The organism is Paraburkholderia sp. BCC1876 (assembly GCF_902833695.1).
Classification (GTDB): Bacteria; Pseudomonadota; Gammaproteobacteria; order Burkholderiales; family Burkholderiaceae; genus Paraburkholderia.
This window is the reverse complement of sequence record NZ_CADFGI010000003.1, coordinates 561,557-581,239: the sequence shown is the minus strand read 5'-3', so window position 1 is coordinate 581,239 and position 19,683 is coordinate 561,557. Positions and strand designations below refer to the sequence as shown.

Genomic DNA, 19,683 nt, shown 5'->3' with positions numbered 1-19,683 from the left:
CAATACCTAGAGCATTACACGGAGACACATCATGGCAAGCGTAACTCTGCGCAACATCAGAAAGGCCTACGACGACAACGAGGTGATGCGCGACATCAACCTCGACATCGCGGACGGTGAGTTCGTCGTGTTCGTGGGCCCGAGCGGTTGCGGTAAATCGACGCTGATGCGCATGATCGCCGGCCTCGAAGACATCAGCGGCGGCGACCTCAGCATCGACAGCGTGCGCGTGAACGACGTGGCGCCCGCCAAACGCGGCATCGCGATGGTGTTCCAGTCGTACGCGCTGTATCCGCACATGACGCTGTACGACAACATGGCGTTCGGCCTGAAACTCGCCGGCACCAAGAAGCCGGAAATCGACGCCGCCGTGCGCAACGCCGCGAAGATCCTACACATCGATCATCTGCTCGATCGCAAGCCGAAACAGTTGTCCGGCGGACAGCGTCAGCGCGTGGCGATCGGCCGCGCGATCACGCGTAAGCCGAAGGTGTTCCTGTTCGATGAACCGCTGTCGAATCTCGACGCCGCGCTGCGCGTGAAAATGCGCCTCGAATTCGCGCGTCTGCATGACGAGCTGAAGACCACGATGATCTACGTGACGCATGATCAGGTCGAAGCCATGACGCTGGCCGACAAGATCGTCGTGCTGTCGGCGGGCAATCTGGAGCAGGTCGGTAGTCCGACCATGCTGTATCACGCACCCGCCAACCGTTTCGTCGCCGGCTTTATCGGTTCGCCGAAAATGAACTTCATGGAAGGCGTGGTGCAGTCGGTCACGCACGACGGCGTGACGGTGCGCTACGAAACCGGCGAGACGCAGCGCGTCGCGGTGGAACCGGGCGCGGTCAAGCAGGGCGACAAGGTGACGGTCGGCATTCGGCCCGAGCATCTGCACGTGGGCAATAGCGACGACGGCATCTCGGCTCGCACGATGGCACTCGAATCGCTCGGCGACGCGGCGTATTTGTACGCGGAATCCAGCGTCTCACCGGACGGCCTGATCGCGCGGATTCCACCGCTCGAACGGCATACGAAAGGCGAGATGCAGAAGCTCGGCGCGACGCCGGAGCACTGCCATCTGTTCGACAGCGCGGGCAAGGCATTCCAGCGTAAGATCGTCGAAGTGCTGGCCGCCTGACCGCGTGATGTTGGCGAAAGCGGCGGGCGCGCCGCTTTCCTTTCAACCACGCCGGGAAACGCTCATGTCCGCCTACGTTGTCATTACGCGCGAGAAAACGCTCGACCAGGCCAAGCTCGACGAATACAAGCAGGTTGCGCCCGCAACCTTCGAACAGCATCCGGTCACCATGCTGGCGAGCCACGGGCGCAAGGAAGTGGTGGAAGGGCCGGCGATCGAAGAGATTCTGATTCTCGAATTCGCCGGCTATGACGAGGCGATCGCGTGGTATCGCAGCCCGGCGTATCAGGCGGTCAGCGAGACGCGTCTGAAGGGCGGCGATTACCGGATCATCATTACCGAAGGTTTGCCGCTGGTGTAGTGCGAGTGCGAGTGCGGGTTGCGGCGATCAATTCGCCGCGGCGGAGCGTACTGCTCGAACTGCTCAACACGCTGAGCCCCCAAGCGCTCTCAAGCCTCAAGCGCCGCTCGCGCGCACAACTCGTCGGTCACCAACCCCGACAACCATCCGCCTTTCAGCACCGCGATCAACGCTTCCCGCTTGCGCTCGCCGCCCGCGAAACCAATCGTCGGGCGCCGCGGCGGCGAATCGAGTGGGAGGCTGGTCACGCGCCGACCGGTCGGCGACTCGACGTGCGCGCCGGTCGCATCGATCGGCAGACCGAGCATTTCGGCCACGGCGCCGCCTTGCATCATGTCCTTCACTTCCGCCGCCGTAATGAAGCCGTCTTCATGCAGCGGGCAGGTCGGCCCGATATTGCCGACGCCGACGAACGCGACATCCGCCTCCGCCGCCAGCGTTTCGACGATCCGGTACAGCCGGTGATTGCACCACTGCGAACGCTCCGCCTCGCTATCGGCGAGCAACGGAGCCGGCAGCAGAAAATGCTTGCCGCCCGTCTTCTCGGAGATGTGCAGCGCGACGTCGTAGCGGTTCGAGGAGCCGTCCTGAGCGATCGCCCCGACCAACGACACCAACCGGTGCTGCGGACGGTCTAGCTGCGCGATCTGATCGACCGACGCCTTCAGCGTCCGGCCGCTGCCGACCGCGACCACCATCGGCTTTTCTTCGTTCAGATGGCGCTCCATCACCTGCGCGCCGGCCACCGCGAGTTTGCGGTCGATTTCCTCGGGCGTGTCGCCGTCCACCGGCACGACTTCGCACATGGCGAGGCCATAGCGCCTGGACAGTTGATCGGCGAGCGACAGACAGTCCGCCAGTTGATGATCGACGCGCACGCGAATCAGGTTCTTCTCGACGGCGAAGGCGACCAGGCGCTGCGCGACCGGACGCGACACCTGCAGCTTCTCGGCGATCTCGTTCTGGGTGTTGCCGGCGACGTAGTAAAGCCACGCGGCGCGGGTAGCAAGATCTAATTTTTCTGTGGACTTGGGCACGGTGACGGCTCGCTGATAGTGCGCCGATGATAGCAGCCGGCTCTCCTGTCTCCCCGGAGAGCGGCTGCGGCTTGCCGTCGCTCAGGCGAGCGGCGCGCGTGCCGGATCGAACAGCGGACGCACGTGGCGATACAGCGCGCGATACGCTTCGAGCCGCGCGCGCAGTTCGGCATGACGGCGCGGATTCGGCGTGAATTCCTTTTCGATGGGCGGCTTGGTCAGCACCGTGGCCGGATCGCCGCCCGCGGCCAGCCAGCCGAGACGGGCCGCGCCGAGGGCCGCGCCGGTTTCGCCGCCGCCGTGCTTGCGGGTGGCGGTGTCGAGCGCGTCGGCCAGCAACTGCGCCCAGTAATCGCTGCGCGCGCCGCCGCCGAGCAGCGACAACGCCTTCGCTTCGGTGCCGGCCGCGCGCAATGCGTCGAGGCCGTCGGTGAGCGCGAGCGTCACGCCTTCGAGCACCGCATAGCCGAGCAGCGCGCGATCGGTCGCGTGATTCATGCCGAAGAACACGCCTTGCGCGTACGGGTCGTTGTGCGGCGTGCGTTCACCGGACAGATAGGGCAGGAAAAGCGGCGCGGTGTTCAACGCGTCGGCGGGCAGCGCTTCGATTTCCGCGAGCAAGGTCGGTTCGTCGGTCGAGGTCAGTTTGCAGACCCAGCGCAAGCAACTCGCCGCCGAGAGCACCACGCTCATCTGATGCCAGCGATCCGGAATCGCGTGACAGAACGCATGCACGGCGGACGCCGGGTTCGGCCGGAAACTGTCGCCGACCACGCACAGCACGCCCGAAGTGCCGAGCGACACGAAGCCGTCGCCTGGTTGCGTCGCGCCGATGCCGATCGCGCTGGTGGCGTTGTCGCCGCCGCCGGCCGCGACGATCACGCCGTCGCTCAAGCCGAATTCGCGCGCCACCTCGGGCAGCAACGTGCCGGACGGCGCGCTACCTTCGCAGAGGCTCGGCATTTGCGCGCGCGTCATGTTGCAGGCCGCCAGCAACGAATCGGACCAGTCGCGTTGGGCGACATCGAGCCACAGCGTGCCGGCCGCGTCCGACGGATCGGACACCTTGCCGCCGGTCAGTTGCAGACGCAAGTAATCCTTCGGCAGCAGCACGCAGGCGGTCCGCGCGAAAATCTCCGGCTCATGGCGCGCGACCCACAGCAGCTTCGGCGCGGTGAAACCCGGCATGGCCAGATTGCCGGCCACGCTGTGCAGATCGGGCGCGCGCTCGGTCAACTCCGCGCATTCCTTGTCGCTGCGCATGTCGTTCCACAGAATCGCGGGACGCAGCACGCGGTTTTCCGCATCCAGCAGCACCGCGCCGTGCATCTGCCCCGACAGGCCGATGCCGCGAATCTGCGCGAACTCGTCCGGGTGTCTGGCGCGCAACGCGGCGAGCGCCGTGCGCGTGCCGGCCCACCAGTCTGCGGGATTCTGTTCGGCCCAGCGCTGATGCGGACGGGAAACGGTAAACGGGGAGCCTGCGGTGCCGATTACGCGTCCGTTGGAGGCGAGCAGCAGGACTTTCACTTCGGACGTGCCGAGGTCGATGCCGAGATACATGGGCGCGGAACCTTCGTCGTTGGAGATGCGCTACTTTAGCCGCACACCGCGCGCGCTGCCATGCGCATTAAGCCTGGCAGCGGCGCGCCGCGTCGCTGGGTTGCTACGTTGCTAGGTTGCCGCGTTGCCGCGGCAGGTGCGTTCAGGCCGCGCCGCGTTTGGCGAGCCACACGTCGACGCGCGCCAGTGCGCCTTCCAGCGCCGACTCCAGTTCCGGCGTCTGCGCCATGCTGCCCCACAGCAGGCGGTCGGCGGCGAACGCTTTCAGCGGATCGGGCGCGGCGAAGAAACCGCGCGCGACCTTTTCGTCCATCACGCCGTCCTGATACGCGTATGGCAACTCGCCCGACTGCCAGCGTTGCAGAAAGCGGAAGAACAGCGCGGGCAGCATTGCCGTGGCCGCCGGGGTGACGCCACGTTCGAAACACTCGGCCAGCGTCGGCGCGATAAAGCCGGGCAGCTTCGAAAAACCGTCGGCCGCGACGCGCTGATTGGTGTCCTGGATATACGGATTGCTGAAGCGTTCGAGCACCACGTCGCGATACCGGTCGAGATCGAGCGGACTCGGCGTGAGGCACGGAATCACGTCTTCGGTCACGTAGTCGAACGCGAATTTGTTGATGTCGGCGTCGAGCGTGCCTTCGTGAATGTAGTTCAGGCCGACCAGCGTGCCCGCCCACGCAATGCAGCTATGCGGTGCGTTCAGAATGCGGATCTTCGCTTCCTCGTACGGCATCACCGAATCGACCAGTTCTGCGCCGACTTTCTCCCAGGCAGGGCGGCCGGCAATGAAGCGATCTTCGATCACCCATTGAATGAACGCTTCGCCCATCACCGGGCAGGCATCGTCGACGCCGGTCGCGGCTTTCACGCGCTCGCTCACATCCGGCGTGGGACGCGGCGTGATGCGGTCGACCATCGAACTCGGGCAGGCGGTGTTGTCGTCGAACCATTGCGCGAGTTCGTTCGCGCCGCGTCGTTCGAGAAACTCGCTCATGCCCGCGTGAAAACGCTCGCCGTTGCTGCGCAGGTTGTCGCAGGTTTGCAGCGTGACCGGGCCCGCGCCGCGCTTCATGCGCGCGTCGAGAATCGCCGCGAGTGCGCCGTAGATCGTGGTGTGGCCACCGTTGAGGTCGGCGGCGAGATCGGCGTTCGCGGTATCGAGTTCGTCTTCTTCGTCGAGGTAATAGCCGCCTTCGGTCACCGTGAACGCGATGATCTTGCAGGCCGGATCGGCGCCCGCTTCGATCAGGCCGTCGAGGTTCTCGGTCCAGGGCAGTACGCGTTCGATCGAACGGATCGTCTCGTACGCGCGTTCGCCTTGCGGCGTGACGGTTTCGAGTGTGTACACGCCGTTCTGCGCGGCAAGCGCGTCGAGCACCGCGTTCATGTCGCTGCGAATATTGCCGACAGTGAGCGACCAGTGCGGCTCGCCGGGCACCTTCGCTTCGTTCAAACGGTGCAGATACCACGCCTGATGCGCGCGATGAAACGATCCCGCGCCGATGTGCAGGATCACGTGTGCGGCCGCGCCGCTGCCTTGCCCGCTGTTCATGTACGTCTCCTGAATGTCCTGGCTCGCACGGCTTTAAAGCCGGCGTTTCTTGTGGTGGAGCATTTGCTCTGCGTGTGAGCGAATGATCGTACCCGGCGAAACGAATGTCAAGGCGAGGCCGCCGGGTTTTCGTGGCGCAGCGCGGCGTGGCGGGGCTTGCGGGCGACCGTCACGACGTACGGTTGCAGGACGGACGTGCTTTGCCGTGCGGATCAGCGTGTATTGCATTGCATCAAATTTGACCTTTTCCGGGCCAGGACTAACCCGAATGCAAAAAAGTATCAGTCCGCGGTTTCATTTTTAGTGGTGGCGAGCGCGTTTGAGGGCTACTTTTCGCTATAGAAGACAACAAGACGAAGCGTTGGCGACGCCCCCGGCGAGCCGCTTCATGGAGGCAGACAGTGCAACCCGATCTCGAACTCGTGGCCGTGCGCCGCGACGAATCGTTCAAAGTGTGGTCGCATGGCTATCCGTATCGCACGGTGCGCTGGCATTTCCACCCGGAGTACGAGATTCATCTGATCGTCGCGACGACCGGCAAGATGTTCGTCGGCGATCACATCAGCAGCTATACGCCCGGCAATCTCGTGCTGATGGGGCCGAACCTGCCGCACAACTGGGTGAGCGACGTGCCGGAAGGCGAGACCATCGCGCAGCGCAACCTGGTTGTGCAATTCGGCCAGGAGTTCGTGTCGAGTTGCGTCGACAGTTTTCCGGAGTGGCGTCAGGTCGAGGCCTTGCTCGCCGACTCGCGCCGTGGCGTGTCGTTCGGCGCGCAGACAAGCGAGGCGATCAAGCCGCTGTTCCTCGAACTGCTTAGCGCGCGCGGCTTGCGGCGTCTTGTCCTGTTCATGTCCATGCTTGAAATGCTGATGAACGCCGAAGACCGCGAAGCGCTCGCGAGCCCTGCGTATCAGGCCGACTCGACCGGTTTCGCGTCGACCCGGATCAATCATGCGCTGTCGTATATCGGCAAGAACCTCGCGAACGATCTGCGCGAATCGGATCTGGCGCAGCTCGCGGGTCAGAGCGTCAGCGCGTTCTCGCGCTATTTCCGCCGTCATACCGGGTTGCCGTTCGTGCAGTATGTGAACCGCATGCGGATCAACCTCGCGTGCCAGTTGCTGACCGACGGCGAACTCAGCGTGACCGATATCTGTTTCAAGGCGGGTTTCAATAACCTGTCGAATTTCAACCGGCAGTTTCTCGCAGTGAAAGGCATGGCGCCTTCGAAATTCCGCCGCTATCAGCAACTCAACGACGCGAGCCGCGACGCCTCCGAACAGGCCGCCGCGCGCGGCGTGGGCATCGACGACGCGCCCGCCATCGTGCTCGCGCCGGGGCTGCCACGCCCGGCCGCCGCCGCTTATCCACCGACGTAGTTTCCCGCTTCGACCAGGTTGAAGCCTTGGCCGAAGCGTTCCACTTCACCCGCGTTGCAACACGTATCGCGCTGTCCGACGACAGCGTGAGGGACGTGCTTACTTTTAATAACGGAGACAACCATGACGCAATCCCTTTCGAAGCCGGCCTCGTTGAAGAGCTTCACTCGCAACGCGGCCGCTATCGCCGCGCTCGCCTTCGGCCTGTCGTTTATCGCTGCGCCGGCCGCACAAGCCGCGCCGCTGAAAATCGGCATGACGTTTCAGGAGCTGAACAACCCGTACTTCGTGACGATGCAGAAGGCGCTCAACGACGCGGCCGCGTCGATCGGTGCAACCGTGGTCGTGACCGACGCGCATCACGATGTCAGCAAGCAGGTCAGCGACGTCGAGGACATGCTGCAGAAGAAGATCGACATTCTGCTCGTGAATCCGACCGACTCGACCGGCATTCAATCGGCGGTGACGTCGGCGAAGAAGGCGGGCGTGGTCGTGGTCGCGGTGGATGCGAACGCCAACGGTCCGGTCGATTCGTTCGTCGGCTCGAAGAACTTCGACGCGGGTGAAATGGCTTGTGACTATCTGGCGAAGGCGATTGGCGGCAGCGGTGAAGTAGCGATTCTCGACGGCATTCCGGTCGTGCCGATTCTGGAGCGCGTGCGGGGTTGCAAGGCGGCGCTCGCGAAGGTGCCGGGCATCAAAGTCGTCGATACGCAGAACGGTAAGCAGGAACGCGCCACCGCGCTGTCGGTTACCGAAAACATGATTCAGGCGCATCCGAATCTGAAGGGCGTGTTCAGCGTGAACGACGGTGGCTCGATGGGCGCGTTGTCGGCGATCGAATCGTCGGGCAAGGACATCAAGCTGACCAGCGTCGACGGCGCGCCGGAAGCGATCGCCGCGATCCAGAAGCCGAACTCGAAGTTCATCGAAACGTCCGCGCAATTCCCGGCCGACCAGGTGCGTATCGCGCTCGGCATTGCGCTCGCGAAGAAGTGGGGCGCCAATGTGCCGAAAGCGATTCCGGTCGACGTGAAGATGATCGACAAGAGCAATGCCAAGGGTTTCAGCTGGTAAGACGACAGGCGCGCCGCACCGTGTTCGCTTTGCCTGACGAGCGACACGGTGGCGCGCCGCAGAGGAGCACCCGATGGACACCATTCTCAAACTCGACAACATCACCAAGAGCTTTCCCGGCGTGAAAGCGCTGCAAGGCATTCATCTCGAGATCGCGCGCGGCGAGATCCACGCGTTGCTTGGCGAAAACGGCGCCGGCAAATCGACGCTAATGAAAATCCTCTGCGGCATCTATCAGCCGGATGAAGGCGCGATCACGATCGCGGGCGAGGCGCGCCATTTCACGAACTATCACGACGCGGTGGCGGCGGGCGTCGGCATCGTGTTCCAGGAATTCAGCCTGATTCCGTATCTGAACGCGGTGGAGAACATGTTTCTCGGCCGCGAATTGAAGAACGGCCTGGGCCTGCTCGAACGCGGCAAGATGCGCCGCACGGCGGCGGCGATTTTTCAGCGGCTCGGCGTGGCGATCGATCTGTCGGTGCCGATTCGCGAGCTCTCTGTCGCGCAGCAGCAGTTCGTCGAAATCGGCAAGGCGTTGTCGCTGGAAGCGCGCATTCTGATTCTGGATGAGCCGACCGCGACGCTCACGCCTGCCGAGGCCGAGCATCTGTTCGCGATCATGCGCGATCTGAAACAGCAGGGCGTGGCGATGATTTTCATCTCGCACCACCTCGAAGAGATCTTCGAAGTGTGCGACCGCATCACGGTGCTGCGCGATGGGCAATACGTCGGCATGACGGAAGTGGCCGAATCCGACGTGGGCCGCCTCGTGGAAATGATGGTGGGCCGCCGCATTGAAAGCAGCTTTCCGCCGAAGCCGCCCTTGCATGCCGACGCGAAAATCGTGCTGGAGGTTCAGAAGCTGCAATTGCTGAAGGACAGCCCCGTGCTGAGTTTCGCGCTGCGTGAAGGCGAGATTCTCGGTTTCGCGGGTCTCGTGGGTTCAGGCCGCACGGAAACCGCGCTCGCGGTGATCGGCGCGGATCCGGCGTACGTGAAGGAGATTCGCATCAACGGTGCGGCCGCGAAATTGTCCGACCCCGCCGATGCGTTGCGCGCCGGCGTCGGCATTCTGCCGGAGAGCCGCAAGACCGAAGGTCTGATCACCGACTTCTCGATCAAGCAGAACATCTCGATCAACAACCTTGGCAAGTATCGCTCGCTGCGTTTCTTCATCGACCAGCGCAGCGAAGCGCGCGCCACCGCCGACATCATGAAACGCGTGGGCGTTAAAGCGCCGACCATGCACACCGAAGTCGCGACGCTGTCGGGCGGTAACCAGCAGAAAGTGGTGATCGCCCGCTGGCTGAATCATCACACCAACATCCTGATCTTCGACGAACCGACACGCGGCATCGACGTCGGCGCCAAAACCGAAATCTATCTGCTGATGCGCGAACTCACCGCGCGCGGCTACTCGATCATCATGATCTCGTCCGAACTGCCGGAGATCGTCGGTATGTGTGACCGCGTCGCCGTGTTCCGCCAGGGCCGCATCGAAGCGATGCTCGAAGGCGACGCGATCGACTCCAATGCCGTGATGACCTATGCCACCGCCGGCTCCCTGGGAGCAAAACATGAACACGCCTAATCCTTCTTCTTCACCGAAAACTTCCACGGTCAGCAGCGACACGCCGGGTGCGCCGGTGCGCTTCACATGGGCCGCGTTGAAACGCTCGACGGTGTTCTATCCGTTCATCGGCCTGCTGGTGGTCTGCATCGTGATGGTGTTCGCGAGCGACAGTTTTCTCTCCGCCGCCAACATTGAAAACGTGCTGCGCCAGGTGTCGATCAACGCCATCATCGCCGTGGGGATGACGTGCGTGATTCTGACCGGCGGGATTGATCTGTCGGTGGGCTCGGTGATGGCGCTGGCGGGCACGCTCGCGGCAGGGCTGATGGTTGCCGGCATGAACGCTGTGGCCGCGTTGGCGATTGGCATTGCCGTCGGCCTCGGCTTCGGTGCGGCGAACGGTTTCTTCGTCGCGTTTGCCGGCATGCCGCCGATCATCGTCACGCTGGCGACGATGGGGATCGCGCGCGGTCTCGCGCTGATCTACACCGGCGGCTATCCGATCGACGGTTTGCCCGATTGGGTCGCATTCTTTGGCAGCGGCAAGATTCTCGGCGTGCAGGCGCCGGTCGTGATCATGGTGGTGATCTACGCGATTGCGTGGGTGCTGCTCGAACGCATGCCGTTTGGCCGCTACGTGTACGCGATCGGCGGCAACGAACAGGCGACGCGTTTGTCCGGCGTGCGCGTGGCGCGCGTCAAGCTGATCGTCTACTCGATTGCCGGCCTGACCTCGGCGTTTGCCGCCATCGTGCTGACCGCGCGTTTGATGAGCGGCCAGCCGAACGCGGGCGTCGGCTTCGAACTCGACGCGATTGCCGCCGTGGTGATGGGCGGCACCTCGATCTCGGGCGGGCGCGGCTCGATCATCGGCACGTTGATCGGCGCGTTGCTGCTCGGTGTGCTGAACAACGGCCTGAACATGGTTGGCGTGAATCCGTATGTGCAGAACGTGATCAAGGGCGGAATCATTTTGCTGGCGATCTATATCAGCCGCGACCGTAGAAAGTAACTCTCCACTGACTTCCCATTTCAAGCAGGACCACAGCAATGACGACTCAAACCGACAAGCAGAACATGACAGCCATTGTCTGTCATGCACCGAAAGACTATCGCGTCGAACAGGTGTCGAAACCCACGGCGCGTGCGCATGAACTGGTGATTCGCATTGCCGCGTGCGGTATCTGCGCGAGCGATTGCAAATGCCATTCCGGCGCGAAGATGTTCTGGGGCGGCCCGAGCCCGTGGGTGAAAGCGCCGGTGATTCCGGGGCACGAGTTCTTCGGTTTCGTCGAAGAGATCGGCGAGGGCGCGGCGGAACATTTCGGCGTGAAGCTGGGCGACCGGGTGATCGCTGAACAGATCGTGCCCTGCGGCAAATGCCGGTATTGCAAATCCGGCAAGTACTGGATGTGCGAGGTGCACAACATCTTCGGCTTCCAGCGCGAAGTAGCGGACGGCGGCATGGCCGAGTACATGCGGATTCCGCCGACGGCGATCGTACACAAGATTCCCGATGGCATTTCGCTCGAAGACGCCGCGATCATCGAACCATTGGCGTGTGCGATTCACACCGTCAATCGCGGTGAAGTGCAACTCGACGACGTCGTCGTGATCGCGGGCGCCGGGCCGCTGGGACTGATGATGACGCAAATCGCGCATCTGAAGACGCCGAAGAAACTGGTGGTGATCGATCTGGTGGAAGAACGGCTCGCGCTCGCGCGCGAATACGGCGCCGACGTGACGATCAATCCGAAACAGGAAGACGCGTTGGACATCGTTCATTCGCTCACTGACGGCTACGGTTGCGATGTGTATATTGAAACCACCGGCGCGCCGATCGGCGTTAATCAGGGCATGGACCTGATTCGCAAGCTCGGGCGCTTCGTCGAGTTCTCCGTGTTCGGCGCGGATACCACGCTCGACTGGTCGGTGATCGGCGACCGCAAGGAACTCGACGTGCGTGGCGCGCATCTCGGACCGTACTGCTATCCGATCGCGATCGATCTGCTGGCGCGCGGACTGGTGACGTCGAAAGGGATCGTGACGCACGGCTTTTCGTTGGAAGAATGGGACGAGGCGATCAAGGTCGCGAACTCGCTCGATTCGATCAAGGTGTTGATGAAGCCGCGCGCCTGAGCCTCGTCGGGACGGGATAAGCGGCCAATAAAACGGAGACTGTATGGATTACGTCATCGGCGTCGATATCGGCACGCAGAGTACCAAGGCGTTGCTCGTCGACCGGCACGGCGCGATCGTCGCGCAACATGCGTCGAGCTATCAGCCGGATACACCTAAGCCCTTGTGGGCCGAACAATGGCCCGCAGTGTGGTTCAAGGCGGTCGTGGAGTGCATCGCCGCGTGCGTTGCGAAGGCGAAGGAGGCGGGCGGCGCGGCGAAGTCGATCAAGGCGGTGTGCGTGAGCAGTCTGTACGGCGGCTCGGGCATTCCGGTGGATAGCGAAATGCGGCCGCTATATCCGTGTCTGATCTGGATGGATCGCCGCGCGACCGCGCAGGTGGAGTGGGTGCGCTCGAACGTCGATCTCGACCGGCTGCGCACGATTACCGGTAATGGCGTGGACAGCTATTACGGTTATACGAAGATGTTGTGGCTGCGCGATAACGAGCCGGAAGTGTGGGCGCATACGCGTTATTTCCTGCCGCCGAATGCGTACGTGATCTACATGCTGACCGGCGAGGTGGCGGTCGATCACAGTTCGGCCGGCAATATCGGCGGTATCTACGATATGGCGAAACGCGACTGGTCGGACGAGGCATTGGACATGCTCGGCATTCCCGCGACCATGATGCCGGAGCGATTGGTCGAATCGTCCGACGTGGTGGGCGGCTTGCTAACGCAATGGACCGAGACGCTTGGATTGGATGCAGGCACGGCGATCGTGGCCGGCGGCGTCGATGCGGCGATGGCGACGTTCGCCGCCGGCGTCACGCACGCGGGGCAGCATGTGGCGATGATCGGCACCAGCATGTGTTGGGGTTATATCAATCAGAGCGTCGATGCGCGGCATGGGTTGATCAGCATGCCGCACGTGTTCAATGGGCAGCACGATATTTATGTGTTCGGCGGCGCGATTACGGCGGGCGCGTCGGTGACGTGGTATCGCGAGCAGTTCTGTCACGCGGAGATCGAGGCGGCGCGTGCGACGCCGCATGGCGATCCGCATCGGTTGCTCGAGGAAACCGCCGCGAACGTGCCGGCCGGGTCGGATGGGGTGATGTTCCTGCCGTATCTGATGGGCGAGCGGAGTCCCGTGTGGGATGCGAAGGCGAGCGGCGCGTTTGTCGGACTCAGTCTCTTCCATACGCGGGGGCATTTGTATCGCGCGGTGTTGGAGGGCGTGTCTTTTGCGCTGAAGCACAACATCGAGGCGGGACGTCAAGGCGCGTTGTCGCTGGATGACAAATTGATCGTGGTGGGCGGCGCCGCGCATTCGGATTTGTGGATGCAGATTATCGCGGACGTGACGGGTTATCCGGTCTATACGATTGAGCAGGATGTCGAGGCGGCGATGGGCGCGGCGCTGCTCGCGGGTGTGGGTGTTGGCTTGGTGTCGCGGGAAGAGGCGCAGGGCGGTTGGGTGACGCTGGTGGAACGGGCGCAGCCGGACGCGGTGCGGATGGCGCTGTATGAACAGCGGTTCGGCATTTATACGGATTTGTATCCGGCGTTGAAGCCGGTCATGCATCGGTTGCAGACATCATGAATGCTACTTTTGATTTTTCTGGGCGGTCGGTTCTCGTTACGGGCGCTTCTAGTGGGATTGGGCGGGCTATCGTCGAGGCTTTGTGTGCCTCTGGCGCGCATGTTGTTGCCGCTGCGCGGAATGTGAATGAGTTGGCGCGGTTGGCTGAAGAGACGGGTTGTGAGCCGTTGATGCTCGATGTGAGCGATGAAGGCGCCATCGATGAGGCGTTCGAATCGCTTGGGGTGTTCGATGGGCTCGTGAATTGTGCGGGGATCGCGTTGCTCGAGCGGGCGGTGGATACCACGGCGGCTAGTTTCGATCGGGTGATGGCGGTGAATGCTCGGGGGGCCGTGCTGGTTGCGAAGCATGTGGCGCTGGGGATGATCGGCGCTAAGCGCGCGGGCAGTATCGTCAATGTCTCTAGCCAAGCTGCGCTTGTGGCTCTGGATGATCATTTGAGTTACTCGGCTTCCAAGGCTGCGCTTGATGCTGTGACTCGTTCTCTGTGTGTTGAGTTGGGGGAGTTTGGGATTCGGGTTAATAGTGTGAATCCTACGGTTACGTTGACACCTATGGCGGTGCTGGCCTGGAGTGATCCTGTTAAGCGTGAGCCCGCCTTGAAGGCTATTCCTCTTGGGCGGTTTGCTGAGTCTCGTGAAGTCGCTGCTCCTGTTTTGTTTCTGCTGAGTGAGGGGGCTTCTATGGTTAGTGGGGTTTGTTTGGCTGTTGATGGGGGGTATACGGCCAGGTAGTTTTGGGACTTTGGCCTGTGCGGTGGTTTGGTGGTTGGGCTTGCCTTTTGTTGTGTTGCTTTTGCTTGTGGTCTATTAGCGTTGCCCCTGTGCGGGGCGGCACCTACTTCTCTTTGCCGCGGCAAAGAGAAGTAGGCAAGAGAAAGCCGCTCACACCGCTAATTCTTAAGTGGGTTCCCCGCACAGTTGCGGTAGTGGTGCATCTGGAATCTGGGTTCTCGCGCATTTCGCGGCAGTGGCACAGCAGTCATTCTTCCGGCGGCGCTTCGCGCGCCGTGGCGGTTGTTCACGCAAGGCCCTTGCTAAGCGGGTTTCTCGCGCAGTCGCGGCATTTCTCTTTGGTGGGCCGCCAGCTTTGGCGTTCCATATTCTTGGGTTTTTCTTCCTCGCGCATCACGAGCATTCGATCTTCTCGCGTGTGACCGTGCGACGAATTTCATGTCGCTCGTGACGCTGATGTTCTTCCTCGTCCTCTTCGCGCTCATGGCGTGACCCGCGTTTATCGTCGTCGTTGATTCTCGATCGACACGTCCGCGGCATAGCAGCGCGGGAGGCTCTTGTCGCAAATTTCGCGTGTATGTTGATGACCTGTGCGAGTGAGTTGGCGTGTCCCCGGCGCATCGTCAGAAATTTTGACGTGCATCGGACTCGCACATTGGCTAGTACTTTGCGTCTACTTTGAGGTCAGTGCGAGGGCAGGCACGTTGTCCTTCTCCGTTGGTACGCACAAGGCACACCTTGCATCACCGTCGGATCGTCATAGAGATCACGCGCTCGCGCTCCTCTGTCGATGCCGTTCGATAGTCAACCGTTCTCTCTATCGCACTTCGAAGATGCCATGGCGCGATAGGGGGAAGTGTTATGGAGAAGAGACCATGTACGAGAATATGTATCGCTCATTCACGCGGCGTCATTGGGCCATTGCGTTGACTGCGTTATTCGGCGTCACGCTTGTTCATGCTCACGGGCGATTGACTCAACCGGCTTCTCGTATTGTGTTGTGTGTGGAGCGAAAGAACGTCAATTGCAACGTCGACGCATGGCAGGCCAACGCGATGGAGAATGGCAAATTTTTCCCCGCCACGCAGGCGGGCCTGGTGGATGTTTTTGCGCCGCAAGATGTGCGTAACGCCCAGCCGCCGAAGGATGGTGAGATTGCCGGATCGAGTGTGAACGGGCGCATTGCGGTATTGAATGAACAATCCGCGGACCGATGGACGAAGATTCCGGTGCGGGCCAATTCGATTCAAATTTTCAAGTGGGAATATTCGGCGGTACACGCGACGCGGCGCTGGAACTACTTCATCACGCGTTCCGGTTGGGATCCTGCGAAACCGCTGACGCGAGCGCAGTTCGACGAGAAGCCGTTCTGCACGATCCAGAACGACGGCCAACCTTATTGGAAGTTTGATCTGAAGCCTGCTCAACCGACGATACATCAATGCCAATTACCCGATCGCACTGGCTACCAGGTCATTCTCGCGGTCTGGGAAGTTGCCGATACGCAGATGGGTTTTTACCAGGTCGTCGATACCCACTTTACGGATACAAAGGGCAGCCCCGTAATGAGCCCGTTCTAGGAATCGAGTACGAGAGCGCGGCATGCCAGATCCACGACGAAGGTGCAGCAACGCGACCAACCAGAGCAGCGCCGCGAGAACAACCGCGCGGCGCGCGCAGCGCTGCCGGAAGAATGACTGCCTTGTCACGAACGCCAAATGCGCGAGAGCTCGGATTCCAGATGCACCACTACCGCAACTGTGCGGGGAATCCACTTAAGAACTAGCGGTGTGAGCGGCTTTCTCTTGCCTACTTCTCTTTGCCGCGGCAAAGAGAAGTAGGCCCCGCACAGGGGCAACGCTAATAGACCACTAACACAGCAAGTAAAGGCCAACACCACAACCAAAACCCCACCCCGCCGAGCAGGCCCAAAACCCTACCTAAAGCATAGTCCGAACATGCCAAAGCTCAGGAAACAAAACCACATCAAGCATCTTCCGCAGATAGGTAGCCCCACTAGTCCCACCAGTCCCTTGCTTGAACCCAATAATCCGTTCAACGGTAGTGACATGTCGAAACCGCCACTGCCGAAACGCATCTTCAAGATCGACAAGTTCCTCGGCCATCTCATACAGTTCCCAATACTGGGAAGGATTCCGATAAACCTCAAGCCACGCAGCTTCAACCGAAGCATCATGCAAGGTAGGCTGAGTCCAGTCCCGCTCCAACCGCGAGGCTGAAATAGGAAACCCCCGCCGCGCCAGCAACCGCACAACCTCATCATAAAAAGAAGGCGCCTCAAGCGAAGCCTTAACCTCAGAAAAAACCTCAGCCCGATGCGCATGCGGCTTCAGCATCTGCTCATTCTTATTGCCGAGCAAAAACTCAATCTGCCGATACTGATAAGACTGAAACCCGGAAGAACTCCCAAGAAACGGCCGCATAGCGGTGTATTCAGACGGCGTCATCGTGGCAAGAACACTCCACGCCTGGACGAGCTGCTCCATGATCCGCGAAACACGGGCGAGCATCTTGAACGCCGGCGGCAATTCATCGCGATGCACGGCCTGCAGCGCCGCGCGCAGCTCATACAACGCGAGCTTCATCCACAGCTCACTCGTCTGATGCTGAATGATGAACAGCATCTCATTGTGATCCGGCGACATCGGATGCTGCGCATCGAGCACGGACCCGAGCGACAGATAGTCGCCGTAACTCATCGATTCGGAGAAATCGAGCTGCGCGTCATGCCAGCCATCGCCTGAAGAATCCGCAGGAGAAGATGCAGAAGCCCCACCCTCCAAACTCCCGTGCCCAAACGGGCACCCTTGCGCAGGCTTCTCTTCCGGCAACCCCGGCGTTTGCATATGATCGTTCATCGCCCGCTCCTCAGGTCACCACGCCGCGAGCGGCAAATTCAGGCGCCCGCCAGGTCTCATGCACGAGCACGTCGCGCAGGGTCTCCACGGCGTCCCACACATCCACAAAGCGCGTATACAAAGGCGTAAAACCAAACCGCAACACACGCGGCTCGCGATAATCGCCGATCACGCCACGCGCGATCAACGCCTGCATCACCTCATAGCCATGCGGATGCTCGAAGCTCGCATGCGAACCCCGCTGCGCATGCTCGCGCGGCGTGACGAGCGTCAACGGAAACTCGCCGCAGCGCGCTTCAACCAGTTCGATGAACAGATCGGTCAACGCCAGCGACTTGCGACGAATCGCCTGCATATCGGTTTGCAAAAACACATCAAGACCGCACTCGACCAGCGACATCGAGACCATCGGCTGCGTGCCGCACAAAAAGCGGCCGATGCCGTCATCCGGTCGATACGCCGGGTCCATCTCGAACGGCGCGCGATGTCCCCACCAGCCGGACAGCGGCTGGGTGAAATCGTTTTGATGACGCTGGGCCACCCACGCGAATGCGGGCGAGCCCGGTCCGCCATTCAGATACTTGTACGTGCAACCCACCGCATAATCGGCGCCCACGCCATTCAGATCGACCGGCACGGCGCCGGCCGAATGCGCGAGGTCCCACAGCGCAAGCGCGCCTTTGTCGTGAATCAGCTTCGTCAGCGCGGCCATGTCGTGCATGTAGCCGGTGCGGTAGTTCACATGCGTGATCATCGCAATAGCGGTGTCGTCGCCGATCGCGGCAGGCAATTCGGACGGATCGTCGACGAGACGCAGTTCATAGCCGCGATCGAGCTGTTCGATCAAACCTTGCGCGATGTATAGATCGGTCGGGAAATTCGAGCGCTCGGACACGATCACACGACGCTTCGGGTCGCGTGCATTGGCCACGCGCACCGCCGCGGACAGCAGCTTGAACAGGTTGATCGAAATCGTATCGGTGACGACCACTTCGTTGTCCGCCGCGCCGATCAGCGGCGCGAGCTTGTTGCCGAGGCGGCGCGGCAGCGCGAACCAGCCGGCGCTGTTCCAGCTGCGGATCAGGCCTTCGCCCCATTCGGCGGCGATCACGGTTTGCGCGCGCTGCGCGGCGGCGGCCGGCGGCACGCCGAGCGAATTGCCGTCGAGATAGATGGTGGTCGGCGACAGCGCGAACTGGTCGCGCAGTAAGGCGAGCGGGTCGGCGCTGTCGAGCGCCAGGGCTTCTTCACGGTGGTTCATGATGGTTCCGTCAGTCGGATCGGGAGCGGGATGGTGGGGGATTCGGCGGCGGTTGGCCGTTTAGCGTTCAGCAGGCGTCGGCGTCAGAAGTCGGCAGCGGCGTTCGCCGCCGGCAACGCACGCAGGATCGCGCGCACCGGGCTCGCGTCGAGCGTGGTCAGCTTGAGCGGCAGCGCGATCAGCTCATAGTCGCCGGGCGCGACGGCATCCAGCACGATGCCTTCGAGAATCGCCATGCGGTGCGCGCGGATTCGGTGGTGCGCATCCATCGTCTTCGACTCTTGCGGATCGAGCGACGGCGTATCGATACCGATAAGTTGCACGCCGCGTGCGGCGAGCAGATCGATCGTCTCTGGCGCGACCGCGCAAAACGCACTGTCCCACGCGGCGGTTGGCGCGGTTTTGTAAGTGCGTAGTAAGACTCGCGGCGGCAGGTCGTCAAGGGAACCGGTCAGGTGTTGTGGCGTCACAACAGGCGCGGCGCCGATGCAATGAATCACGCGGCATCGGCCGAGGTAGGCATCGAGCGCCACTTCGCCGATTGCGGCGCCTTGCGCGTCATAGTGCAGCGGCGCGTCGGTGTGCGCGCCGGTGTGCGGCGACAGCGTCAGGCGCGCGACGTTGACGGGCGAGCCCGCCTCCATGCGCCACACGCGTTCTATGCCGACCGGCGTATCGCCCGGCCAGACGGGCGTTGCGGTATCGACGGCGGGGGTGATGTCCCAGATTGTTTGCATGTCTCCAACGGCGGATTGTGTCTATCTCGAAATGATAGGTGGCCTGCCGCGAAATGTGATTGCGAAAAAATCTCCTTCTGCGTCGTGTCTTGGAACATAATTTGGCATAAATGGGAAAGGGAGACCGAATATGAACGCGATCTCGCTCGACGCCACCGATTGCCGTATCTTGACGGTGCTTCAGCAAGAAGGACGGATCAGCAATCTCGACCTGGCGGAGCGCATCTCGCTCTCGCCATCGGCCTGTCTACGACGTCTGCGCCTCCTGGAGGAGCAGGGCGTCATCGAACATTACCGTGCGTGTCTGAACCGCGAAGTACTGGGTTTCGAACTGGAAGCGTTCGTGCAGGTGTCCATGCGCAACGACCAGGAGAACTGGCACGAGCGCTTTGCCGAAGCGGTGCGGGACTGGCCGGAAGTGGTCGGCGCGTTCGTCGTGACCGGCGAGACCCATTACCTGCTGCGGGTTCTCGCGCATAACCTCAAACACTATTCGGATTTCGTGCTGCAGCGCCTCTACAAGGCGCCCGGCGTGATGGATATTCGTTCGAATATCGTGCTGCAGACGTTGAAGGAAGATTCCGGCGTGCCGGTGGCGCTGGTGACCAAAACCAGCGGCCACGGCACCGCGCATAACGACCGCTGATCGAGCG

Annotated in this window: 17 protein-coding genes; 11 read left to right on the top strand and 6 right to left on the bottom strand. The window is 61.9% G+C overall.

What is annotated here, in order from left to right:
* The first annotated feature begins 31 nt into the window (after window positions 1-31).
* Together ugpC and HWY05_RS14395 are read left to right on the top strand one after the other, a co-directional pair.
* Window positions 32-1,141, top strand: coding sequence for a sn-glycerol-3-phosphate ABC transporter ATP-binding protein UgpC (ugpC, locus tag HWY05_RS14400; RefSeq protein ID WP_035548290.1), 1,110 nt, complete (start codon window positions 32-34; stop codon window positions 1,139-1,141).
* A gap of 64 nt (window positions 1,142-1,205) precedes the next feature.
* Window positions 1,206-1,502 (top strand): DUF1330 domain-containing protein, encoded by a 297-nt coding sequence (locus HWY05_RS14395; RefSeq protein ID WP_035549475.1) that lies wholly within the window; start codon window positions 1,206-1,208, stop codon window positions 1,500-1,502.
* 89 nt (window positions 1,503-1,591) lie between these two features.
* Here the strand turns inward: HWY05_RS14395 and HWY05_RS14390 are convergent, their stop codons facing one another.
* The 3 genes from HWY05_RS14390 to dalD all read right to left on the bottom strand — a co-directional run bounded on the left by HWY05_RS14390 (window position 1,592) and on the right by dalD (window position 5,657).
* Window positions 1,592-2,539 (bottom strand): sugar-binding transcriptional regulator, encoded by a 948-nt coding sequence (locus HWY05_RS14390; RefSeq protein ID WP_035548287.1) that lies wholly within the window; start codon window positions 2,537-2,539, stop codon window positions 1,592-1,594.
* Window positions 2,540-2,620: 81 nt separating this feature from the next.
* Entirely contained in the window at window positions 2,621-4,102 is a 1,482-nt protein-coding gene (gene xylB / locus HWY05_RS14385) for a xylulokinase (protein ID WP_176058762.1), read from the bottom strand.
* Window positions 4,103-4,244: 142 nt separating this feature from the next.
* A complete protein-coding gene (dalD, locus tag HWY05_RS14380; protein ID WP_176058761.1) occupies window positions 4,245-5,657 on the bottom strand; it encodes a D-arabinitol 4-dehydrogenase in 1,413 nt (470 codons plus the stop codon).
* 401 nt (window positions 5,658-6,058) lie between these two features.
* Here dalD and HWY05_RS14375 point away from each other — a divergent pair, with 401 nt between their 5' ends.
* From HWY05_RS14375 to HWY05_RS14340, 8 genes are all read left to right on the top strand, one after another.
* Entirely contained in the window at window positions 6,059-7,039 is a 981-nt protein-coding gene (locus HWY05_RS14375; RefSeq protein ID WP_176058760.1) for an AraC family transcriptional regulator, read from the top strand.
* 123 nt (window positions 7,040-7,162) lie between these two features.
* Complete coding sequence (locus tag HWY05_RS14370) at window positions 7,163-8,116, top strand: ABC transporter substrate-binding protein (RefSeq protein ID WP_051980410.1); 954 nt, start codon at window positions 7,163-7,165, stop codon at window positions 8,114-8,116.
* A gap of 73 nt (window positions 8,117-8,189) precedes the next feature.
* A complete protein-coding gene (locus tag HWY05_RS14365; RefSeq protein WP_176058759.1) occupies window positions 8,190-9,710 on the top strand; it encodes a sugar ABC transporter ATP-binding protein in 1,521 nt (506 codons plus the stop codon).
* Complete coding sequence (locus tag HWY05_RS14360) at window positions 9,697-10,704, top strand: ABC transporter permease (protein WP_176058758.1); 1,008 nt, start codon at window positions 9,697-9,699, stop codon at window positions 10,702-10,704. Before HWY05_RS14365 ends, HWY05_RS14360 begins: the two co-directional genes overlap by 14 nt.
* A 38-nt stretch (window positions 10,705-10,742) precedes the next feature.
* Window positions 10,743-11,831 (top strand): alcohol dehydrogenase catalytic domain-containing protein, encoded by a 1,089-nt coding sequence (locus HWY05_RS14355; RefSeq protein ID WP_176058757.1) that lies wholly within the window; start codon window positions 10,743-10,745, stop codon window positions 11,829-11,831.
* A gap of 43 nt (window positions 11,832-11,874) precedes the next feature.
* Window positions 11,875-13,419 carry an FGGY-family carbohydrate kinase gene (locus HWY05_RS14350; RefSeq protein WP_176058756.1) on the top strand — a complete coding sequence of 515 codons (1,545 nt, stop codon included), beginning with the start codon at window positions 11,875-11,877 and terminating at the stop codon, window positions 13,417-13,419.
* Window positions 13,416-14,153, top strand: a complete 738-nt coding sequence (locus HWY05_RS14345; RefSeq protein WP_176058755.1) for an SDR family oxidoreductase — start codon at window positions 13,416-13,418, stop codon at window positions 14,151-14,153. Before HWY05_RS14350 ends, HWY05_RS14345 begins: the two co-directional genes overlap by 4 nt.
* 875 nt (window positions 14,154-15,028) lie before the next feature.
* Window positions 15,029-15,733: a lytic polysaccharide monooxygenase gene (locus tag HWY05_RS14340; protein WP_244146608.1), complete on the top strand. Its 705-nt coding sequence runs from the start codon at window positions 15,029-15,031 to the stop codon at window positions 15,731-15,733.
* Window positions 15,734-16,093: 360 nt separating this feature from the next.
* Here HWY05_RS14340 and kynA read toward each other — a convergent pair whose 3' ends face one another.
* The 3 genes from kynA to kynB form a co-directional block, all read right to left on the bottom strand.
* The gene (gene kynA, locus HWY05_RS14335) at window positions 16,094-17,032 is read right to left on the bottom strand and encodes a tryptophan 2,3-dioxygenase (protein WP_176058754.1); all 939 of its coding nucleotides are present in this window, start codon (window positions 17,030-17,032) and stop codon (window positions 16,094-16,096) included.
* Between the two features lie 10 nt (window positions 17,033-17,042).
* Window positions 17,043-18,293, bottom strand: coding sequence for a kynureninase (gene kynU, locus HWY05_RS14330; protein WP_035548258.1), 1,251 nt, complete (start codon window positions 18,291-18,293; stop codon window positions 17,043-17,045).
* Window positions 18,294-18,376: 83 nt separating this feature from the next.
* Window positions 18,377-19,030, bottom strand: coding sequence for an arylformamidase (gene kynB / locus HWY05_RS14325; RefSeq protein ID WP_176058753.1), 654 nt, complete (start codon window positions 19,028-19,030; stop codon window positions 18,377-18,379).
* Window positions 19,031-19,160: 130 nt separating this feature from the next.
* Between kynB and HWY05_RS14320 the strand changes: the two genes are divergently transcribed.
* On the top strand, window positions 19,161-19,676 hold the full coding sequence (locus tag HWY05_RS14320) for an Lrp/AsnC family transcriptional regulator (RefSeq protein WP_035548253.1): 516 nt from the start codon (window positions 19,161-19,163) through the stop codon (window positions 19,674-19,676).
* Window positions 19,677-19,683 lie beyond the last annotated feature (7 nt).

Coding starts and splice junctions, on each gene's coding strand:
- ugpC (WP_035548290.1), top strand. CDS start 32: ATGGCAAGCGTAACTCTGCGCAACATCAGAAAGGCCTACGACGACAAC.
- HWY05_RS14395 (WP_035549475.1), top strand. CDS start 1,206: ATGTCCGCCTACGTTGTCATTACGCGCGAGAAAACGCTCGACCAGGCC.
- xylB (WP_176058762.1), bottom strand. CDS start 4,102: ATGTATCTCGGCATCGACCTCGGCACGTCCGAAGTGAAAGTCCTGCTG.
- dalD (WP_176058761.1), bottom strand. CDS start 5,657: ATGAACAGCGGGCAAGGCAGCGGCGCGGCCGCACACGTGATCCTGCAC.
- HWY05_RS14370 (WP_051980410.1), top strand. CDS start 7,163: ATGACGCAATCCCTTTCGAAGCCGGCCTCGTTGAAGAGCTTCACTCGC.
- HWY05_RS14365 (WP_176058759.1), top strand. CDS start 8,190: ATGGACACCATTCTCAAACTCGACAACATCACCAAGAGCTTTCCCGGC.
- HWY05_RS14360 (WP_176058758.1), top strand. CDS start 9,697: ATGAACACGCCTAATCCTTCTTCTTCACCGAAAACTTCCACGGTCAGC.
- HWY05_RS14355 (WP_176058757.1), top strand. CDS start 10,743: ATGACGACTCAAACCGACAAGCAGAACATGACAGCCATTGTCTGTCAT.
- HWY05_RS14350 (WP_176058756.1), top strand. CDS start 11,875: ATGGATTACGTCATCGGCGTCGATATCGGCACGCAGAGTACCAAGGCG.
- HWY05_RS14345 (WP_176058755.1), top strand. CDS start 13,416: ATGAATGCTACTTTTGATTTTTCTGGGCGGTCGGTTCTCGTTACGGGC.
- HWY05_RS14340 (WP_244146608.1), top strand. CDS start 15,029: ATGTACGAGAATATGTATCGCTCATTCACGCGGCGTCATTGGGCCATT.
- kynA (WP_176058754.1), bottom strand. CDS start 17,032: ATGAACGATCATATGCAAACGCCGGGGTTGCCGGAAGAGAAGCCTGCG.
- kynU (WP_035548258.1), bottom strand. CDS start 18,293: ATGAACCACCGTGAAGAAGCCCTGGCGCTCGACAGCGCCGACCCGCTC.
- kynB (WP_176058753.1), bottom strand. CDS start 19,030: ATGCAAACAATCTGGGACATCACCCCCGCCGTCGATACCGCAACGCCC.
- HWY05_RS14320 (WP_035548253.1), top strand. CDS start 19,161: ATGAACGCGATCTCGCTCGACGCCACCGATTGCCGTATCTTGACGGTG.